Below are 18,117 nucleotides of genomic sequence, written 5' to 3'. Positions count from 1 at the left end.
CCCTTTACTCCGCCTGATCGAGGAACGCTCTCGAGTGATCGCGCTGTTCGTTGAGCACGTCCGCGAAGTCGTCGCCGGTCGCTATCTCGACGATGTCATCGACGGTTTCTTCCGAAACCGCTTGTAGGTCGAGACCTTGCGCGTCGATGGCATCCTCGAACGCGCTGCTGACGTGATCGGCCGTGCGAGACGGATCGAGTGCTTCGGCCATCACTACGTCGATCGTGGTTTCGTAACCCGTCTCCTCGTCGGCTCGATGTCGAGCGATCGTTTCGCGAGTGAGTTCGAGGTTCGCCGGCCCCTCTTCGCTCCCGACGTACACGCCGAGGATGCGGTTGTTCACCCGGCCCAGGCGCGATGTCGCGGCTCCATAGCGCTTGTTCTTCGCTGTGATTCCGAGTACGAACGCGACTTCCGCTGGAGTGACATCCCGCAACGTAATGACGCTGGGGAACATCGTTCCTGGCTCGAAGAAATCCGGCTCCCGGATTGTCGCTTCGGCGGATTTCGCGTAGTCGCCACCGGGTGCGTTCTGGAACTTTTCGTCGATCACCACACTGGCGTCTCGAAGTGAATACGCTGTATCGTACATCACCCGCGAAGTGATCGAAACGTCACTTCCCTCGTCGCTACTCGCTGCACTCCCGTAGAGGATACATTCGACGCAGTCCTGGCACATCTCGTTGACTTGCATCGTGCACTCGTCTTCGTCCTCGTCGAAGAGATCGAGATCACGCTGGAGGGCCTTGCCGAACCGACGATCGCTCCCCGTCTGTTTTCGCATAAACATCAGTCCAGGAGCGTAATCCATCGGGCCGTCCTCGGATTTCAGCGCTACAGTCGCGATGTCTGCGTCTTCTCCGTTCGTCGTGAAGATGGCGTGACTTTCGAGTTCACGCAGGACGAGAATGTTCACGAAGTTGCTCCGCGGTCTGAGCGTCATTTCGTCTGCGGAAACGGTACCGGGTTCGAGTTCGGGGTAGGTGTTTTGGTCAATCATTGGTCGTCGTTATCTTCGGCGTCGTTTTCGAACTGTTCGCGCTGCAGGCGGAGCGTTGCCGCATAGAACCCGTCGGCGAGGTTGTTCGATCGGCGTTTCAATTGTGATGGTTTACCGTCGAACATTCCGATCAATACTTCATCGACGAAGAACTCCGCGTATCGCTCGACGCGCTCGTCATATGTGCCGCCCACAGTACTGTCCTCGTGGGGGACGCGATACACCTGCTCGCTCCGTTCGGGGACTTTCCCGACCCGTCCGGCGACCGCGTCGATCGCGTCCTGCCGCGAGATATTCAGCGGACCGAACTCCTTGACTGCCTTGACGCTCTCGCGGAACACGCGTTCGATCGCGTACGGTTTGTCGTTGCCCGGCGCGGGCCGGATCACGTCGAACGCGCGAGCCGCGAGTTCCGAGATCGTGTCGCTTGTTTCTTTCATTCGTTGGTTGGTGTGGATGTGTCGGTCGTCGTGTCGATGCCGGTTTCCTGATCGAGCACTCGTGCTTCCTCCAGCAGGTAACGAGCGTCACTGCTATCATCGGCCTGCGCGATGCGCTTGAGCAATCGCGATCCGGGCAATAGCTGATTCCGAGTGACTCGGAGGAACTTCGCGAACAGCGCGTCGTTGCGCTCGGCACCGTAACCGAGTTTGATCAGTGCCGACGCAGCACGCAACCGAGATTCGAGGTCCGAAAGCGAGATCTCGGACCCGTAGAAGTCCTGGACCTGAGTGAATCCAGCTCCGATCCGGGCGTACGTCTGGAAGTCCCGTCCTCTGATGTCCGGAATCGGCGATTCCGAGACGTACACACGCAGCCCGGCGTAGGCCGCGACTGCGAGGGCAACGTACACTCCGAAGAACTGGAACTCCGTCTCATTGTCCTCTGGTTTGTAATAGCCCAGCGTTCGAGCCCCGAACTGTGATCCCGGATCGAACCCCTGATCGAGGGTCTCGGCCATCTGTCGGCCGGAGTCTGTCTCGAACAGCGCACTCGCGAATCCCTCGACGTCTGTCGCTTCGAGATCACCGGTGAGCCAGAGAACGGCTTCGGCCAGCCGTCCGAGTTCGATTCGACTTTCGCCGCTGAAATCGCTCAGCACGTCGTCGTAAGACCGCCACGACAGCGGCGTATAGAAGTAGTCCGGTATGAGGTGAAAAAAGAGCCGTCCCCCTTCTCTTCGAGACGCACCGGTCTCCCGAAGGGAAAGTTCGATCTGGCAAGGGAGACACGCGAGCAAGTCGTCGGGCTTGCCTGCGTCCACGGGGATGTGATTCGAATAGCCCGCCTGGAGCGTCGTCAGTGACTTCGGGGCTTCGAGATCGCTCTTGCGCGTGCTCGTCGTCCCTCTGTTGCAGAGAACGCATGTTTTCCCTCGTCTCGTGTTGTGGTATTCCTCGAACGGATCGCTGAGTGCCGCGTCGCTTTCGGGCATCGGACGCCCCTCGATAGATACCACGTCGGAGACGTATGCTTCGAGTTCTGACCGGAGGTTCCCCGCGTGGGCTTCTTCGACGATTTCGACCCAATCGTCGGCGAGTCGATCGAGACCCGTCGTTACCCGGTCGTTGATCGCTTCGACGGACATCACACCGTCTTCGATCAGTACTTGTCCGATTCCGTAGGAGTACTCCCATTTTCCTCCGGCTGTCGGCGAGAGATCGTCGTCCTCACTTGCGGAGAGAAGCCCTTCATGGACCGCCTGCGGGACGTCGAACACGTCACACGTGGTTTCGAGGCCTGATCGATCGTCGTCGATTTCCTTGAGGACCGGATCAACGAAGGCTCGCTTGATGGTGTACGCCAGTCTCGCGTAGCCGACGGGCCTGCGCGTCCGTTCGATCTCTATCGGGAGGTGACGTTCCAAACCCGCCATCGAGACGGCCATGCTATCGGTGGGTTCGTCCTCGGGATCAGCGTCCCCGACGGCCTTGCGGACTATTGCGCCGACGACTGTCTCGGCCCCAGCATAGAAGAATTCCTGGTCATTGATCCCATAAAATCCTTGAGAACGCGTTGCCAGATTCCCTGACAGTTCGCTAGACTCCGCATACGCCTGGTGCGAATTCCGGATATTGACCTGCAACTGATCGACGATATCCCCGACGAATTCTTGATCTACCGTCGGGCGGTCCGCCTCTCCCGGAACGAGGTATACACAGCCATCTTGATAGATCGTGAGTGGATAGTAATCGAACGAAGCGAGACGTTCCGAAATCGCGCTATTGAGAAGATTCGTCAGGATTCCTTTTACGTCGTCGAGGACGTGATAGCGGAGTTCGAAATCCGACTTAAGATACGCACGATCGATTGCCGCCTGGACGGACCCGTCGGTTGCCGCTTCGGGAGTGTCACACGACGCAAAGCCGTCGGCGACGCGAATGAATGGACGGAGATCGTCGAACCGACGCGTCGTCTGATCGTAATTCGCCGTCCAGTCGTCGTGATGATCGATCGCACACGAGCGGAAATCTTCGGGGGAGAGGTCAGGCGCGACGTCATCGAGTCCAAACGTCTCGACATATTGTTGTACCTCTTCAGTAGGTATGTCGAAACGAGACTGAGGGTCTGCGTCGCGTTCCTGATCGAGTTTGTGAATATCGTGGATCGTGAACAGTGCGATGGCGGCACGCAAATCGTCCTCGTCCAGCGTGTATCCGTCGAGCGAACGAACAGCGTCATTCAGTTGTGCAAGGACGAACACGCCGTTCCGAACGTGATTGAGGAGCGATTGGTCCGTTTTCCCATGTTCGACGCTTTTGGCAGGTTCAAATCCCCAGCCGGCGTTGACGATCTGTGGATCAACTGACGTTCGAAAGTCCTCCAGTACGATCTCTTCAACCGATCGATCACCGCCTGTCTCTTCGCCAGATTCTTGGCGTACGTTTCCGAGGATCGATTCCAGAATCTCTTCTTGCGATCGTTTGTCAGTCATTTGAAATTGTCACCTCTACACTCCCACAACCACGTGCAACTGAACCCCCCACGCCACTGTACTCCCCGAACAGCGCCACTGCCGTCAACGCGTTCATCAGGCTCTCGTCTGCACCTTTGAACTCGTACGCGCACGTGCCCGTGAAGCCTTGACTGAAGATGTTACGGTTCTCGCCGTCTTCGTCTTCACCGCGACTCACCAGCACGCTGTGGGTATCGAGACAGTATCCGCTCCGCTGGTCTGGATCGGGTTTCTCGATCACGTGGGCCTCGATCGCCGTTCGCTCGACGTCCAGTTGCAACTCCTCGGGACAGGACTTGTTCCACTTCCCCAGCAGCGAGTTGAACACGGCCCAGCGGTGGGGGAACATCGTCGTTACGTCGCCCGATCCCCCGATGCACGTCGGCGTCCGGAACGTCACCTCGATCGTCGGATCGTCGTAGGCCCCTGCCTCGTCAATCAGTTCCTCGTGACTGGTGTTCGCACTCTCGAAGCTCTCGACGCGCATCGTCCCGTGGGAGAGTTCGATCGCATCCCCGTCCAGTACCAGCCCCGAGACGAGCGCCCGGAAGATCGCCTCGTCGGCGGGATCGACGACGCCGAGCGAGAGATCGTACGTCTCGCCCGATCGGACCGTCTTGTGATGCGGTCGATCACTCCCGCCGAACGTTCCGACCAACCCACTCGAGTGCAAGCTCCCGAGCGCGCTGTCGTGAACGCGTTCGCTGACGGATGCGTCCACGCCTTCGAGCACCGCGAGGAGTGCGCTGTAGACGGTGTATCCGTCCGATACAGGCACGGGAAACGACTTCTCGGTACGGAGCGTGAGATCGATCCGACGGAGACGGCCCGCCCCGTCGTTCTGGTTTGCTAACTCACTTGCCATCGAATATCGCCACACACGAACGGGTCTGTGATAAAAATACTGCCGTATTAAAACGAAATCAAAGAAGACACGTCCCACTCAAGTGCGACGCAAGGCCTTTGTGAGACGGCTACGATCGAATGAAAGATGCGAACGTACGTCTCAACGCTGGGATTCCACGAGACGAGAGTGACACGCCCGGTAATCAAGCACGGGATCGACGATGGTGATCGAGTGGTCCTCGTTCGTCCTGCCAGCGAGGGAAATACGGACAGGGCACGAGATGCCGTCGGGTACGTTGAGGACATGGTCGAAGAGATCGCGCCCGACGCATCAGTCTCGACCGAACGGGTCGATACGAGTGAGTTCACGACGACCGTGTTGCAGTGTAGTGACGTGCTGAACGCGGTCGACGACGAACGGGACCTGATCGTCAACTTCGGCGGCGGCGCGCGGGAGGTGCTGCTCCCGTTCATGATCGCGGCGGTACTTTACGCTCCCAGTATCGACGGTGCCTTCCAATACACTGACGTCGATCAGGAGGTCCGGACGGTATCAATTCCACATCTCACGGCCCAGATCCCACGGAGTGCCGTTGCCACCTTCGACTTGATCGCAGAGTTCAACGAGGAAATCGCACTCCCTGAATTAGCGCGTGAAAGTGATCAGAGTAAGAGCACTGTCAGTCGCCACGTGGATGATTTGGCCGGCGTGGAAGTCGTTGATACTCGGTTCGAGAACAACACGAAGTACGTTTGTCTGTCTCAGACTGGTCGTCTGCTTCGCCGATCGGAATAGCATCAGGGAAGGACGACTTCGTGGACCTTTTTGAATGGGCGGTATAGCCCCCGTCCACGAACGAGTCATCGAAATCCACTACTGGAACAAGATTTATTGCCTCTCTAGACGGATTTTGACCCCCTGTCGCAGCAGGGAGAAAACCCAGCACGGGATTGAAACAGCGTCGAGGAGTTCGGGGAGACACTGAACACGATCGAGTCGCAGCAGGGAGAAAACCCAGCACGGGATTGAAACAGAACACAGCCCGAGCACTGCACAACATCCACTGATGTCGCAGCAGGGAGAAAACCCAGCACGGGATTGAAACACGGATCGGTCTCGGTCCGAGCCGGGGAGCGAGTCGGGTCGCAGCAGGGAGAAAACCCAGCACGGGATTGAAACGCCGCTGATGCTCCCGCAGATCGAGGACAACAAAGAGTCGCAGCAGGGAGAAAACCCAGCACGGGATTGAAACCCTCTTGCAGCGTCCCTCGAATCCGGTTCTCAGCCGGGTCGCAGCAGGGAGAAAACCCAGCACGGGATTGAAACAACGGAAGGAACAGACCCCTGAACGGGGTTGATTGGGTCGCAGCAGGGAGAAAACCCAGCACGGGATTGAAACACGAACTTTCGCTCGAGCACACAAACGACCCCGAAGTCGCAGCAGGGAGAAAACCCAGCACGGGATTGAAACGCTGTTCGTCGGGCCGCACGACCTCCGCCGCAGCTGGGTCGCAGCAGGGAGAAAACCCAGCACGGGATTGAAACAGCAGCCGCGCGGAAGGCACGTACCTCTGCGGGGTGTCGCAGCAGGGAGAAAACCCAGCACGGGATTGAAACATCGTCGTCTTTGTCTCGGATAAATCCCTTGTTTTGGTCGCAGCAGGGAGAAAACCCAGCACGGGATTGAAACATCACGGCGGCCTCGAACGCGCGGTGATGCGGACCAGTCGCAGCAGGGAGAAAACCCAGCACGGGATTGAAACTCGACGTCCGCGTCCGGCGAGAGTCGATCCCGCATAGTCGCAGCAGGGAGAAAACCCAGCACGGGATTGAAACAGTACATCGCTATTTTCCACGGGTCCGACTTGTCGTCGCAGCAGGGAGAAAACCCAGCACGGGATTGAAACCTGCGCGCTCGCTCCTGGTCTTCGTCAGTCGTGTCGCAGCAGGGAGAAAACCCAGCACGGGATTGAAACCCGCGTTTGTGTCGAGTCGTACCGTCTTAGCTAAAGTCGCAGCAGGGAGAAAACCCAGCACGGGATTGAAACCCGGCTGCTGTTGCCCGAACGAGCCGGAGGCTCGTGTCGCAGCAGGGAGAAAACCCAGCACGGGATTGAAACGTCTTTGGTGGATACGTCGGACTCTCGGTATTGAGTCGCAGCAGGGAGAAAACCCAGCACGGGATTGAAACCGATCGGCTCGACGACGACCGTCGGATCCGACGTCCCGTCGCAGCAGGGAGAAAACCCAGCACGGGATTGAAACTATCGGAGTGACGTCGTCGGCTCCGGGGAGAGTCGGGTCGCAGCAGGGAGAAAACCCAGCACGGGATTGAAACCGATAAGTCGAGTCTCCCGTTTGATCCGGGACGTGTCGCAGCAGGGAGAAAACCCAGCACGGGATTGAAACCAAAGGATCGCTCCGAGATCGTCGTCGGGTTCGTGGGTCGCAGCAGGGAGAAAACCCAGCACGGGATTGAAACACCAGCCGCCGCCAGTGGACGCGGCAACGGCATCTTGTCGCAGCAGGGAGAAAACCCAGCACGGGATTGAAACAGCGTGTCCCGATCGAGTGGGGTGAGGTTATCCCCGGTCGCAGCAGGGAGAAAACCCAGCACGGGATTGAAACACTAACTCCTTGAGAAACAGGCCGTTAGGGTGTGAAGGTCGCAGCAGGGAGAAAACCCAGCACGGGATTGAAACACGTCGAGGTCGAGGTCGGCGTCTCCTCACTCGAGGGTCGCAGCAGGGAGAAAACCCAGCACGGGATTGAAACGCGGCGAGGGGTTGGACGTTCACGTCGAGAGTTCGAACGTCGCAGCAGGGAGAAAACCCAGCACGGGATTGAAACCGTACGTCGCGACCTCCGGACCGACCAGGGAGTCGAGTCGCAGCGGGGAGAAAACCTAGCACGGGATTGAAACGTGACGGCGTCGACCACCCCTTCGCAGCCTCCTCAATTGGACCGGAAAACCACTCCAAATTGCAGACTTCCAGGCTTGAAAAGTAGCCTCATTCTGTCGATTTCGAGGTGCAGGAGGAAGTGGTATGGGTTGGGGCGGATTTGAACCGCCGGCCTCCTCCATGTCAAGGAGGTGTCATAACCAGACTAGACCACCAACCCGGTCAGTCTGCGTTCGTCGCATTCACCCGTTACCCGGGTACGTAATTGAAGCTTTCGACTCGGTGCTCCGACGCCACCGTCGCCGCTGTCCATCCCGCTTGTGGCGGGCGATATCCCGGTAGGTGAACTACCCCTGCCTACTCAGCCGCTAACGCGGCTTCCTTGAGGCAGGCGCTTCCTGTTTCAACGACGCGACTTGCAGACACTGAAACAGAGTCCACAGCGGTCGCAGTCTTCACAGGCGTTGCTTCGGAGTGAACCACTCCTAGTTTCGACAATCCACGTGACTTCACGTTCAACGCTGCGTTCCAATCCCTCTCAGTCTCGAACCCACAGGAAGGGCACGAGTGTTCCCGAATCCATAACGGCTTGTCCGTTTCCGCCCCACATGACGCGCACTCTTTCGTTGTCCCTCTCGGATTCACCTCGACGTAGTGCGTGCCGTGCTTGTCACAGTGGTGTTCGAGAATCGCTCTGAACTCACTCCAACCCACTTCGGCCTTGTTCCGCGCGTTCCCATCTGATTCCAGCATCGACTTCACATTGAGGTTCTCGACAAACACCGCATCGTACTCCCTCGCGTAGAAGTGTGCGAGCTTGTGCTTGTAATCTCGCTTCTTGTTCGACATCCGAGCGTGAACCTCGGCAACGCGACGGCGCTGCTTCTCCCAGTTGTTCGACTCGTACTGTTTGCGAGAAAGCGAGCGTTGCTCGCGTTCGAGTCGCTCTCGCTCGTCGGATAAGTCGAGTCGCCTGATGGAACGACCGTCCGAGTCGTGAATGAAGTTGAGGATTCCGAGGTCGATGCCGACAGTATCTTCAGCGTCGATGTCTTCTGGAGCAGGTTTCTCGGGTTCGACGGTACTGATGCAAAACGAGGCGTACCACGCTCCCGTCGGTTCTTTCTTCACTGTGACTTCCTTGATAGCATCGTGCTCTGGAAGGTCACGGTGGAGTCGGATTGGAATCTCCAGCGTTTCATCGCGGACTTTCTTCAAACGGAGTATCGCACGGTCTCGTGGGCCACTCTTCTTGTCGAGTTCGAAGCCCGATTGCCGATACGTGAAACTCCGATACTCGCGCGGCGCTTTCCAGTTCAACGAGCCAACATCATAGCCCTTGGCTTTCAGCTTGCCGAGATTGGTGATGTTGGTGCGGATGCGTTCGACAGCTTTCTGCAAGACAGTAGAGTAGACTTGTTTCAACTCAGTCCACCATTGCTTGAGTTGTGGTAAGTCGTCTCGGACGTGCCAGACGCGCTGTCGAAGCGTGCCTTCCTCTTCGGGGATTTGGGTGAATTCCTGGAGTGCGTGGTTGTAGAGTTGTCGCACGGTGTCTCTCGTCCAGTCGAGACTCTCCCGTTGCTCGGTCGTTGGAAAGAGTCGGTATCGTGGACTGTACTCCATGCGACTTATTGCCTGCGAGTGGTTGTGGTTAATTAAGAGTTTTGAGTAGAATTGGTTGTGAATCGTGCGGGCGCTGTATCCCCGCCCTACTCGCTCGGCTTCGCCTCGCTCCTTGAGGACGGGGGCTTAGCGCCCTCTCTTTTAGCTAAAACGCGCGTTTGTGTCTTGGGTAGTTATATACTGATTCCACCGCTACGTGGAACTGCGACACCCGCTTCGGCCCTCTCAGTCCCCGTTTGACGGGTGTCGTCACCCCCTGCCCCCACAGGCGTCACCCCCAGACGCTGTCCCTCCACGGGTCCGCCACGCCCGCCCCCCCCGCTGTCGCATCCATCCCCCCGCTGTCATCCCCCTCCTTGTTCACTCGCGTGGCGGACCTGCCGTTTCACGACCGAGAGAGTCATCCTCGGCGCTCTCAAAGCGTCGCATCGCTCTCAAAGCGTCGACAACGTGAGGGTGCCGTTCGCCGTCTCGACTGTCAACTCGTGGGCTCCGTCCTCGAGTCTCCCGGTCGCCATCCGACGGGTTCGCGTCGCGTTCTGCAGGGGAACGCCGTAGACACTCACGTCGCCGTTTTACGTCCAGACTCTCGCGACTGATAGGTCCGTGACACCGTAACGACGAGTTCGACGGTCGCCGGTAGCTCGCCGGAATCGTCGACGTGTTCGGTCCACGACTCGCGCTCGCCATCGCCTGCCCACGGACGCCCGACACAGCCCGCCACGGCGAGGCACCCCCAGACCGCGGTCGACGCCGGGAGCCCCCGGCGTCCCACGACACCGGCCTCGACCGCCCTCCCGTGTTCGGACCGCTCTGGACCGTCCATACGGTCGACGTGTCGCCCCCATCACAAAACCGTGGTCGAACGGCCTGCTGTCTCGCTTTGATCCGCTCGTCAGACGGTCCCGACCGCGATCGCCAAAAGCACCACGAGCGCGACGGCGGCGGCCGCAACCAGCTTCGGGTTTTCGAGCGGTTTCCGGTAGAACGGCATCGCGGCGTACTCCTCGCTGAACGTCTCCAGGTTCTCCTCGTCGTAGAAGTGCTTCTCCGCGAAGAAGAACGTCCCCGTCACCGAACAGCCGGTACACACCGGTTCGTCGACGAGCCGTTCCGTCCGGACGTGCTCGCCACAGTTGATGCTCCCGCAGTTCTCACAGAACGTAAGCGCCCCGTCACCGAACGTCGGTTCCTCGCTCGTCTGCCCGCAGCGAACGCAGTTGTCGTACTCGTTTTCGAGGACGACGGCGTCGTCGTCCGACGCGAACGACGCATGGTCGTAGGCGTACTCCCCGAGTTCGGCGGTCGCTTTCACGTGTGGCACGTACACGGGTTCGATGTCCGTGACGACCACGTCCGAGCGGTTCGGCGTACACGTCCGTTCGTAGGTGACGTTGTTGTCGCCGGTGTACCGGACGGTCGTCTCGTACCGGTCGCGCTGTCGTTCGACAGCCCAGTCTCTGTACTCCGTTTCGGTGAGCCAGAACCGCTCGACGGATCGAAGCGGCGGCACGTCGCCGGATCCGGCACGCTCTCGAACGTCGTCGATCGGGACGGCCCCCCCGAGACCGCCGATCACGAACTGTTCCACCCGATCGGTCAGGATCCCCGGGCCTTCCCTGTCGGCCCGCACGAGGAACCGGTCCTGATCGTCGATCGCGTGGATGACGCCGACGGACGTCTCGAAGACTGCGGTCACCTCCGTGTCGATCACGAGGGCCGGAAACAGCTGCATCCCGATCTCCGGCTGGATCGCCGAGTCCGGCTCGAGGTTCGACACTCGGTCCGCGGATTCCCGGACCCGACGGACGGCCTCGCGTTCCCTCGGGGGCGAAAGCGTCTCCTCGCACAGCACCTCGATCCGACCGTTCTTCAGGTCCATCCCGATCCCCTCGCCGATCTCCCGGAGCTTGCGACCGTCCAGCAGGTGGATGTCGACGTCGCCTGGCGCGTCTGACACCCGCCGTGCGTACTCCTCGGCGGGGCCGGTGAACCGTCCGGTCGTCGCCACCATCCCACGTTTCGGCCCGTCGAAGTCGTACGTCTTCACCGCCGAGTGGAGCTTCTGGACCACGGGTCGGCCGACGGTGTCGGTGTGCTTGCACTCGACGACGACGCCGGTCGGCGGACCGTCACCCGATCGGTCGATCATCGTGACGTCCCGACCCTCGTCGGCCGTCCGTACCGCCTGCCGGACCTCGTCGTACCCCTGATGCCGGAACACGTCGACCATCAACTCCTCGAACTCGAACCCCGAAAGCTCGTCGAGCAGCGTCATCGGCGGCGACGGCTCCGCGTGCGCTCCGCCCTGGATCCACTCGTTCGTGTCACGGCGCGGTCGTTCGATACCCTCGGTATAAAACGTGGCGTCGCCGGCCCGGTCGCCTCGGGGCGGCCAGAAGTGTCCGGTTCCGATGAACAACGCTTTTCGGTCGCAGCGCCGAACGGGGAGCCATGGTAGACGATCCAGCAGACGACGCCGACGAGACGCGAGAGAACGTCGACGCCGACGAGACCGCCGAAGCCCCCGGGGCCGACGAGGACGGCGGCAACGGCGAAAACGGCGACGACGAGGAGAAGTCGTTCCGCGAACGGGTCGAGGAGATCCGCGAGCGCCGTCAAGAGGAACGCGAAGAGGGCGAGGCCGAGCGCCCGTCCCCCGAGGAGATGATGGGCGGGGGTCCCGGCGGCGGCATGGGCGGCGGGGGCAATCCCTTCGCCCAGATGATGAGCGGCATGATGGGCGGGGGACCCGGCGGCGGCATGGGCGGGCCGCCGGGCGCCCGCGGTGAGCGTGGCGAGCGCGAGTCCGAGGGGGCCGGCAACGAGGAGGTCGTCCGGGAGCTCCGTCAGCTCCGCGACGAGGTCCGCGACGTCACCCGTCAGCTCCAGCGGATCGCGCAGGCGCTGGAAGACGACGACTGAACGGCCGAACTGCTGAACTGCATCGGTCGGGCGTTCGACCGGCAGTAGTTGTTCAAACCAGTCGTTCGTACACGTCACGTAGTGTGTCGAGCGACCGTTCGACGCAGACGGTCTCTCGACGGTCGAGACACCGTCTCGACAGCGTCTCCTTTTCCGAGAGGGTTCGTTCGATCGCGTCCCGGAAGCCCTCGGTGTCGCCCTCGGGGAAGCGGTAGCCGGTCTCCCCCTCCGAGACCGTCTCGGTGAGCGCGCCGGCGTCGACGCCGACGACGGGCGTGCCGCAGGCGTTCGCCTCCAGCGCGACCAGCCCCTGGGTTTCGACGGGACTCGGGAACAGGAACGCCGACAGCGCAGAGTAGAACGACGGCAGCTCCTTCCGATCGAGGAACCCCAGGAACCGGGCGTCGACGCCGTGGCGCCGGGCGGACCGCTCGAACTCCTCGCGGGCGGGTCCGTCGCCGGCGACCACGAGCGTGACGTCGAGGTCAGCGACCGCCGGCGGGATCTCGGTGAGCCGCTTCTCGTAGCCGTGTCGGCCGGTGTAGCCCACGAGCGTTCCCGATCCCAGATCGTGTCGCCGGCGGAACGCCCGGACGTCGGCGTCGTCGGCCGGGGCGAACCGCTCGGTGTCGACGCCGTTCGGCACGACGAACACCTCCTCGATCCCGGTTCGCTCGCGCAGTTCGGCCGCGGTGGGTTCACTCGGGACGACGACCGCGTCTGCCCCCCCGAGCACCCACCGTTCGTACGCCGCCGCAGTGCGCCTGATGCAGGTTTCGATCCGGGAGTTCCCGGGAAGATACGAGGCGTACTCGGGCGTCGGCGTGTGGTACGACGCCACGAGCGGCACCGACGCGCCGCCGGCGAGTCGGCGCGCGGCGAGCCCGAGCGCGAACGGGGTGTGCGCGTGGACGATATCCGGCCCCTCCACGTCGGCGGGGATCGACGGAACGCCCAGGCGGAACCCCTCATAAAAGGGAAACGGGAGGCTCTCGACGGGGTACTCCCCGACGTCGGGATCCCGCTGTGGGGCGTCGGGATACACCACGTCCATCCGGCCACCGCGTGCGCGCCACCGGCGCGCCCACGTCCGAACCGTGTAGGTCACCCCGTTGACCGTCGGGAGATACGTGTCCGTGAACGCGGCGACCCGGTACATGGGTACGGATTCGGCTTCACGAGCGGCGGGTTAATCGCTTGTGTTTCGCTCCAGCAGCTCCCTGTAGATTCCGGCCAGCCGCTCACCGAGTTGGTCGAGCCCGTGGTCTCGTGCGGTATCGCGGGCGTTGGCGCCGAGCCGCTCGCGAAGGGCCCGGTCGCCGGCGAGTCGCTGGATGGCCTCGCGCATCTCCGCTCGATCCGCACACAGCAAACAGTCGTGACCGTGCTCGTAGTACTCCCTGAACACCGGGAGGTCACGCATCACGACCGGCTTGCCACACGCCATCGCCTCCAGGGCGGCGATTCCCTGGTTCTCCTCGTGTGTCGGGAACAAATAGATGTCACCCGCGCCGAACGCGCCGCGCTTGTCGTCTACCCACCCGGTGAACGTGACGTTCGAGGGGTGGGACCGGAGCCACCGTCGCACGGGCGACGACGCCTGGGGACCGGTGTCGTACGGTCCGAACCAGGCGAATTCGTAGCCGGCCCCGTCCCCGGGTGCGACTGCAGGCGTCGACGTTCCCTGCAGCTCCCCGGCGAGTCGACAGAAGTCGCCGACACCCTTCCGGGCGAACACGTTGCCGACCGAGAACACGACTGTTCCAGAGAGGCCGAACCGACGACGGTACTCCTCCCCGAGCCGACTGTGCCCCTCGAGGGACGCGAGATCGACCCCGTTCGTTATCGGTTCGATCGGCGCGTCGATCGGGTACCCCTCGAGTCGGCGTTTCGTGTACTCGCTCGGGCACAACACCAGATCGGCGAGTGAGTACGCTCGACGGAGATACCGCCGCAGTGCGGGCGCGACTGCGGTCGACCCGCGAAACGAGCCGGCGAAGTCCTCGCTCGTCACGTGGGCGTGAAACACCACTGGAACCCCGCGCCGACGGGCCAGGCGGGCGATGGCCAGCGCGGCGGGTCCCGGAAGGTTACAGTGAACGACGTCGATGTCCCGCAACGGATATCGACCGCGGATCGCCGCAGAGACGCCACCGCGGAGCGATCCCCCCGCCCACGGTTCGGCGACCACTTGGACTTCCTCGACGTGTTCCGAGAGCGCCCGGCGCTGGTGGCTCGCGGCCGCTCCGATCCCGGATCGGTCGAGCCGGTCGCCGAGTTCGAGGTGGCTGCAGACGCGCACGGTCTCAGGTACCCCCGACGCGACTTTGGCTCTGTCGACTCGAACCCACAGCCGACAGGGACTACCCCGGCGGGCACCGTTGTGAACCCTCCGACTGATCCTAATATACTCGATAATTAGGCGGACTGCTTAATAGCGTCCATCGGCTGTGTACGCCCAACCCATGTCAGACGACGACACGGTACTGGAAGCGAGACTTCCCGAAGGTGAGACGTTCGACCCTCCGGAGGCGTTCATCGAGGAGGCGAACGTCACGGATCCCGAAATCTACGAGGAGTTCGAGGAGAACTGGCCGGCGTGCTGGGAGACCGCGGCCGAACTGGTCGACTGGGACCGGGAGTACGACCAGGTGCTCGACGCCAGTGATCCGCCGTTTTACGAGTGGTTCACCGACGGGAAGCTGAACGCGTCGGCAAACTGTCTCGATCGACACCTCGAGGATCGGGGGGACGAGCCCGCAATCGAGTGGGTCGGCGAACCGACCGATGAGGCTGACCGGACGTACACGTACGAACAGCTCCACCGCGAGGTAAACGAGTTCGCCGCCGCGCTCCGGGATCTCGGCGTGGGTGAAGACGACGTCGTCACGGTGTACATGCCGATGATCCCGGAGCTGCCGATCGCGATGCTGGCATGTGCCCGGATCGGTGCCCCACACAGCGTCGTCTTCGCCGGGTTCTCCGCACAGGCGCTTTCGACCCGGATGAACGCCGCTGACTCGTCGTATCTGGTCACCTGCGACGGCTACTACCGGCGCGGGGATCCGCTCGATCACCTCGAGAAGGCAAACGAAGGACTCGACGGCGTCGACTACGACGTCGATGCCACCGTCGTCGTCGACCGGCTCGGCCCCAACGGCGACGGCTTCGGACACGATCTCGCCGACGGCCAACACGATTACGCGACCCTGATCGCCGATCACGAAGGCGCGACCGTCGCTCCCGTTTCACGCGACGCCGAGGACATGCTCTTTTTGATGTACACCTCCGGCACGACAGGGCAGCCGAAGGGCGTGAAACACACCACCGGCGGCTACCTCTCGTGGGTCACCTGGACCTCGCAGGCGGTGCTCGACGTGAAACCCGAGGACACCTACTTCTGTGCGGCCGACATCGGCTGGATCACCGGCCACTCGTACATCGTTTACGGCCCACTTTCTCTGGGGACGACGACCATGATGTACGAGGGGACGCCGGACTATCCCGACAACGACCGGCTGTGGGAGATCATCGAGGAGTACGAGGCGACCCAACTGTACACGGCGCCGACGGCGATCCGGGCGTTCATGAAGTGGGGCGAGGAGTATCCCGACCGTCACGACCTCTCGTCGCTTCGCCTCCTGGGAACCGTCGGCGAACCGATCAACCCCCGGGCCTGGAAGTGGTACTACACCAACATCGGCGACGAGGCATGTCCGATCGTCGACACGTGGTGGCAAACCGAGACCGGCGGGATGATGGTGACGACGCTGCCGGGGATCTGCGAGATGAAACCCGGTGCGGCCGGGCCGCCGCTTCCCGGCGTCGACGCACAGGTCGTCGACGCAGCCGGCGAGGAGGTCGAGGCCGGCCGTGCCGGCTACCTGACGATTCAAAAGCCCTGGCCCGGGATGTTGCGGACACTGTACCGCAACGACGAGCGATTCATCCGGGAGTACTGGGCCGAGTACTCCGATCTCGACTCCGACGACATGGACGACTGGGTGTACTCTCCGGAGGACGGTGCGAAGATCGACGAGGACGGGTACATCACCGTCCTCGGCCGCGTCGACGACGTGCTCAACGTCTCGGGGCATCGGCTCGGCACGATGGAGCTCGAATCGGCGATCGTCGGCGTCGAGGGTGTCGCGGAGGCGGCCGTCGTCGGGGGCGATCACGAACTCAAAGGGGAGGCGGTGTACGCGTACGTCATCACAGAAGACGGCTACGAGGGCGACGAGACGCTCCGACAACGGATCGTCGACGGGGTCGAGTCGGCGATCGGCCCGATCGCTCGCCCCGAGCAGGTGATCTTCACGCCCGATCTCCCGAAGACGAGATCCGGAAAGATCATGCGTCGCCTGCTCGAAAACATCGCTAACGGCGAGGAACTCGGCAACACCAGCACGCTCCAGAACCCGGGTGTCGTCGAAGACATCCAGGAGAAAGTTCGGGACGCCTGAGTCGTCGCCCCCGAGCGATCCGTAGAACATGTACGAGACCATTCTCGTTCCGACGGACGGAAGCAAAGTCGCAGAGCACGCTGTCGATCACGCGCTGGATCTGGCGGAGACGTACGGCGCGACGATCCACACGCTGTACGTCGTCGACACGGACGCAATGGAGATGTCGCTGTCCTCCGAGCAGGTCGACCGAATCGACGACGGTGAACTCGGGCAGTTCGACGAGATCGAGGAGTTCGCCGAACGGGCCACCAGAAGCGTCGCCGAACGGGCAGCCGAGCGGGGAGTTGACGTCGTCGAACGCGTTGTGAGTGGCAATCCCCACCAGTCGATCGCCGATTACGCCGAGGAACACGGGGTCGGAATGATCGTGATGGGGTCTCACGGACGGTCGGGAATCCGCCGTGCGCTGCTCGGCAGCGTCACCGAGCGGGTACTGCGCACGACGACGGTTCCGGTACTCGTCGTCGACGCAGGCGAGGACGACGACTGATCAGTTGTCGTTGACGGCAGTGTCGATGCTTCCGGACGATGCCCGGTCGTCGCTGTCGGGCCGGTTCCGCGTGTCCCGGCTGTCGCCATCGGGTCGGTTCCGTGCACCCTGGTTGTGGGCGGTCGTCGAATCGCCGTTCGTTCGGGCCGCTCGGTCCGCCTTTTCCTCGAACAGCGTCCCCGCGACCTCGCGGTACGCCCGCGCTGCCGGCGAATCGGGAGAGACTGTCACCACCGGTCGACCGCTGTCCTGTGCGCTGGGCACGGCGGGATCCTCGGGAACGTGTCCCAAAAGCGGGAGTTCCAGATAGGAGGCGATCTGTTCGGGGGGTGGAGAGCGTCCGGTCCCCGACTTGCTAAACAGCACGCCGGCGACCTCGCCGCCCAGCCGTTCGGCGAGCTCGGCGGTCTTGTTCGCGTCTCGAACACTCGCGACCCGGGGCGAGGAGACGATGACGGTCCTGTCGGCCAGTCCCAGCGGGAGCAGCGACTCGTGGCTCACGCCCGCACCGGTGTCGAAGATGACCACGTCGTATCGGTCTTCGACGGCCTCGAGAACCGCGGGTATCTCCGTGACGTCCGCGTTGACGAATCCCTCGACTGTCGTGCCGCTCGGGAGCACCTCGAAACCGCCGGGAACGGAGTAGATCGCGTCCCTCGGGGCGGCGTCGGCTGCAAGCACCTCGTGGAGAGTTTCCTCCGGAGAAAAACGCAGAAAGTCGACGACGTTCGCCATCGCGAGATCCGTCTCCACGACCAAAACCTCCAGCCCCGCCTCTGCCAGCGCAGCGCTGAGATTGATGCTCGTCGTCGTCTTTCCGACGCCCCCCTTCGCGCCGGCGACTGCGAGCGTTCGCGCGGGCATGGGAACAGATTTCGTTCCTTTCAGTTTAACTGTGTTGGGC

15 protein-coding genes, 1 tRNA gene and 1 CRISPR repeat array are annotated in these 18,117 nt (G+C 62.1%); of the genes, 4 read left to right on the top strand and 12 right to left on the bottom strand.

The annotated features are described in order from the left end of the window. Positions 1-4: 4 nt before the first annotated feature. Genes cas7d through cas6 form a run of 4 tightly spaced genes read right to left on the bottom strand, consistent with a single transcriptional unit; the run spans position 5 to position 4,821 of the window. Positions 5-1,000 (bottom strand): type I-D CRISPR-associated protein Cas7/Csc2, encoded by a 996-nt coding sequence (cas7d, locus tag AArcSl_RS02760; protein WP_119814698.1) that lies wholly within the window; start codon positions 998-1,000, stop codon positions 5-7. Further along, on the bottom strand, positions 997-1,440 hold the full coding sequence (gene cas10d / locus AArcSl_RS17565) for a type I-D CRISPR-associated protein Cas10d/Csc3 (protein ID WP_119814695.1): 444 nt from the start codon (positions 1,438-1,440) through the stop codon (positions 997-999). The genes cas7d and cas10d (AArcSl_RS17565) overlap by 4 nt, the downstream gene beginning before the upstream one ends. Continuing rightward, on the bottom strand, positions 1,437-3,935 hold the full coding sequence (cas10d, locus tag AArcSl_RS02750) for a type I-D CRISPR-associated protein Cas10d/Csc3 (RefSeq protein WP_119814692.1): 2,499 nt from the start codon (positions 3,933-3,935) through the stop codon (positions 1,437-1,439). The genes cas10d (AArcSl_RS17565) and cas10d (AArcSl_RS02750) overlap by 4 nt, the downstream gene beginning before the upstream one ends. Continuing rightward, positions 3,928-4,821 carry a CRISPR system precrRNA processing endoribonuclease RAMP protein Cas6 gene (gene cas6, locus AArcSl_RS02745; RefSeq protein WP_119814689.1) on the bottom strand — a complete coding sequence of 298 codons (894 nt, stop codon included), beginning with the start codon at positions 4,819-4,821 and terminating at the stop codon, positions 3,928-3,930. Before cas6 ends, cas10d (AArcSl_RS02750) begins: the two co-directional genes overlap by 8 nt. A gap of 126 nt (positions 4,822-4,947) precedes the next feature. Here cas6 and csa3 point away from each other — a divergent pair, with 126 nt between their 5' ends. After that, entirely contained in the window at positions 4,948-5,598 is a 651-nt protein-coding gene (csa3, locus tag AArcSl_RS02740; protein ID WP_119814686.1) for a CRISPR-associated CARF protein Csa3, read from the top strand. 125 nt (positions 5,599-5,723) lie between these two features. Then, a CRISPR array of direct repeats spans positions 5,724-7,726; the repeat unit is 37 nt; unit sequence GTCGCAGCAGGGAGAAAACCCAGCACGGGATTGAAAC. Between the two features lie 125 nt (positions 7,727-7,851). Here the strand turns inward: csa3 and AArcSl_RS02735 are convergent. The 5 genes from AArcSl_RS02735 to AArcSl_RS02720 all read right to left on the bottom strand — a co-directional run bounded on the left by AArcSl_RS02735 (position 7,852) and on the right by AArcSl_RS02720 (position 11,754). Further along, positions 7,852-7,926, bottom strand: a tRNA-Val gene (locus AArcSl_RS02735). Positions 7,927-8,063: 137 nt separating this feature from the next. Continuing rightward, positions 8,064-9,332: an RNA-guided endonuclease InsQ/TnpB family protein gene (locus tag AArcSl_RS02730; protein WP_119814684.1), complete on the bottom strand. Its 1,269-nt coding sequence runs from the start codon at positions 9,330-9,332 to the stop codon at positions 8,064-8,066. A 434-nt stretch (positions 9,333-9,766) separates the two neighbouring features. Then, a complete protein-coding gene (locus AArcSl_RS17560; RefSeq protein ID WP_281259894.1) occupies positions 9,767-9,898 on the bottom strand; it encodes a hypothetical protein in 132 nt (43 codons plus the stop codon). Beyond that, positions 9,895-10,158, bottom strand: coding sequence for a hypothetical protein (locus tag AArcSl_RS02725; RefSeq protein ID WP_119814681.1), 264 nt, complete (start codon positions 10,156-10,158; stop codon positions 9,895-9,897). Before AArcSl_RS02725 ends, AArcSl_RS17560 begins: the two co-directional genes overlap by 4 nt. A gap of 69 nt (positions 10,159-10,227) precedes the next feature. After that, complete coding sequence (locus tag AArcSl_RS02720) at positions 10,228-11,754, bottom strand: restriction endonuclease (RefSeq protein WP_394337312.1); 1,527 nt, start codon at positions 11,752-11,754, stop codon at positions 10,228-10,230. 32 nt (positions 11,755-11,786) lie between these two features. On the opposite strand from AArcSl_RS02720, the gene AArcSl_RS02715 reads away from it, so the two are divergent. Further along, positions 11,787-12,257 (top strand): hypothetical protein, encoded by a 471-nt coding sequence (locus tag AArcSl_RS02715; protein ID WP_119814678.1) that lies wholly within the window; start codon positions 11,787-11,789, stop codon positions 12,255-12,257. Positions 12,258-12,309: 52 nt separating this feature from the next. Here the strand turns inward: AArcSl_RS02715 and AArcSl_RS02710 are convergent, their stop codons facing one another. Together AArcSl_RS02710 and AArcSl_RS02705 are read right to left on the bottom strand one after the other, a co-directional pair. Beyond that, a complete protein-coding gene (locus AArcSl_RS02710; RefSeq protein ID WP_119814675.1) occupies positions 12,310-13,416 on the bottom strand; it encodes a glycosyltransferase in 1,107 nt (368 codons plus the stop codon). Between the two features lie 30 nt (positions 13,417-13,446). Then, positions 13,447-14,559, bottom strand: a complete 1,113-nt coding sequence (locus AArcSl_RS02705) for a glycosyltransferase family 4 protein (protein ID WP_119814672.1) — start codon at positions 14,557-14,559, stop codon at positions 13,447-13,449. 163 nt (positions 14,560-14,722) lie between these two features. Between AArcSl_RS02705 and acs the strand changes: the two genes are divergently transcribed. Next, positions 14,723-16,720, top strand: coding sequence for an acetate--CoA ligase (gene acs, locus AArcSl_RS02700; RefSeq protein WP_119814669.1), 1,998 nt, complete (start codon positions 14,723-14,725; stop codon positions 16,718-16,720). 28 nt (positions 16,721-16,748) lie between these two features. Beyond that, on the top strand, positions 16,749-17,213 hold the full coding sequence (locus tag AArcSl_RS02695; protein ID WP_119814666.1) for a universal stress protein: 465 nt from the start codon (positions 16,749-16,751) through the stop codon (positions 17,211-17,213). On the opposite strand, the gene AArcSl_RS02690 is transcribed toward AArcSl_RS02695, so the two are convergent. Next, positions 17,214-18,077, bottom strand: coding sequence for a P-loop NTPase (locus AArcSl_RS02690; RefSeq protein ID WP_161945904.1), 864 nt, complete (start codon positions 18,075-18,077; stop codon positions 17,214-17,216). It lies immediately after the preceding gene. Positions 18,078-18,117 lie beyond the last annotated feature (40 nt).

The sequence above is a fragment of the Halalkaliarchaeum desulfuricum genome (assembly GCF_002952775.1).
Taxonomy (GTDB): Archaea; Halobacteriota; Halobacteria; order Halobacteriales; family Haloferacaceae; genus Halalkaliarchaeum; species Halalkaliarchaeum desulfuricum.
This window is presented reverse-complemented; position numbering and strand designations above follow the sequence as displayed.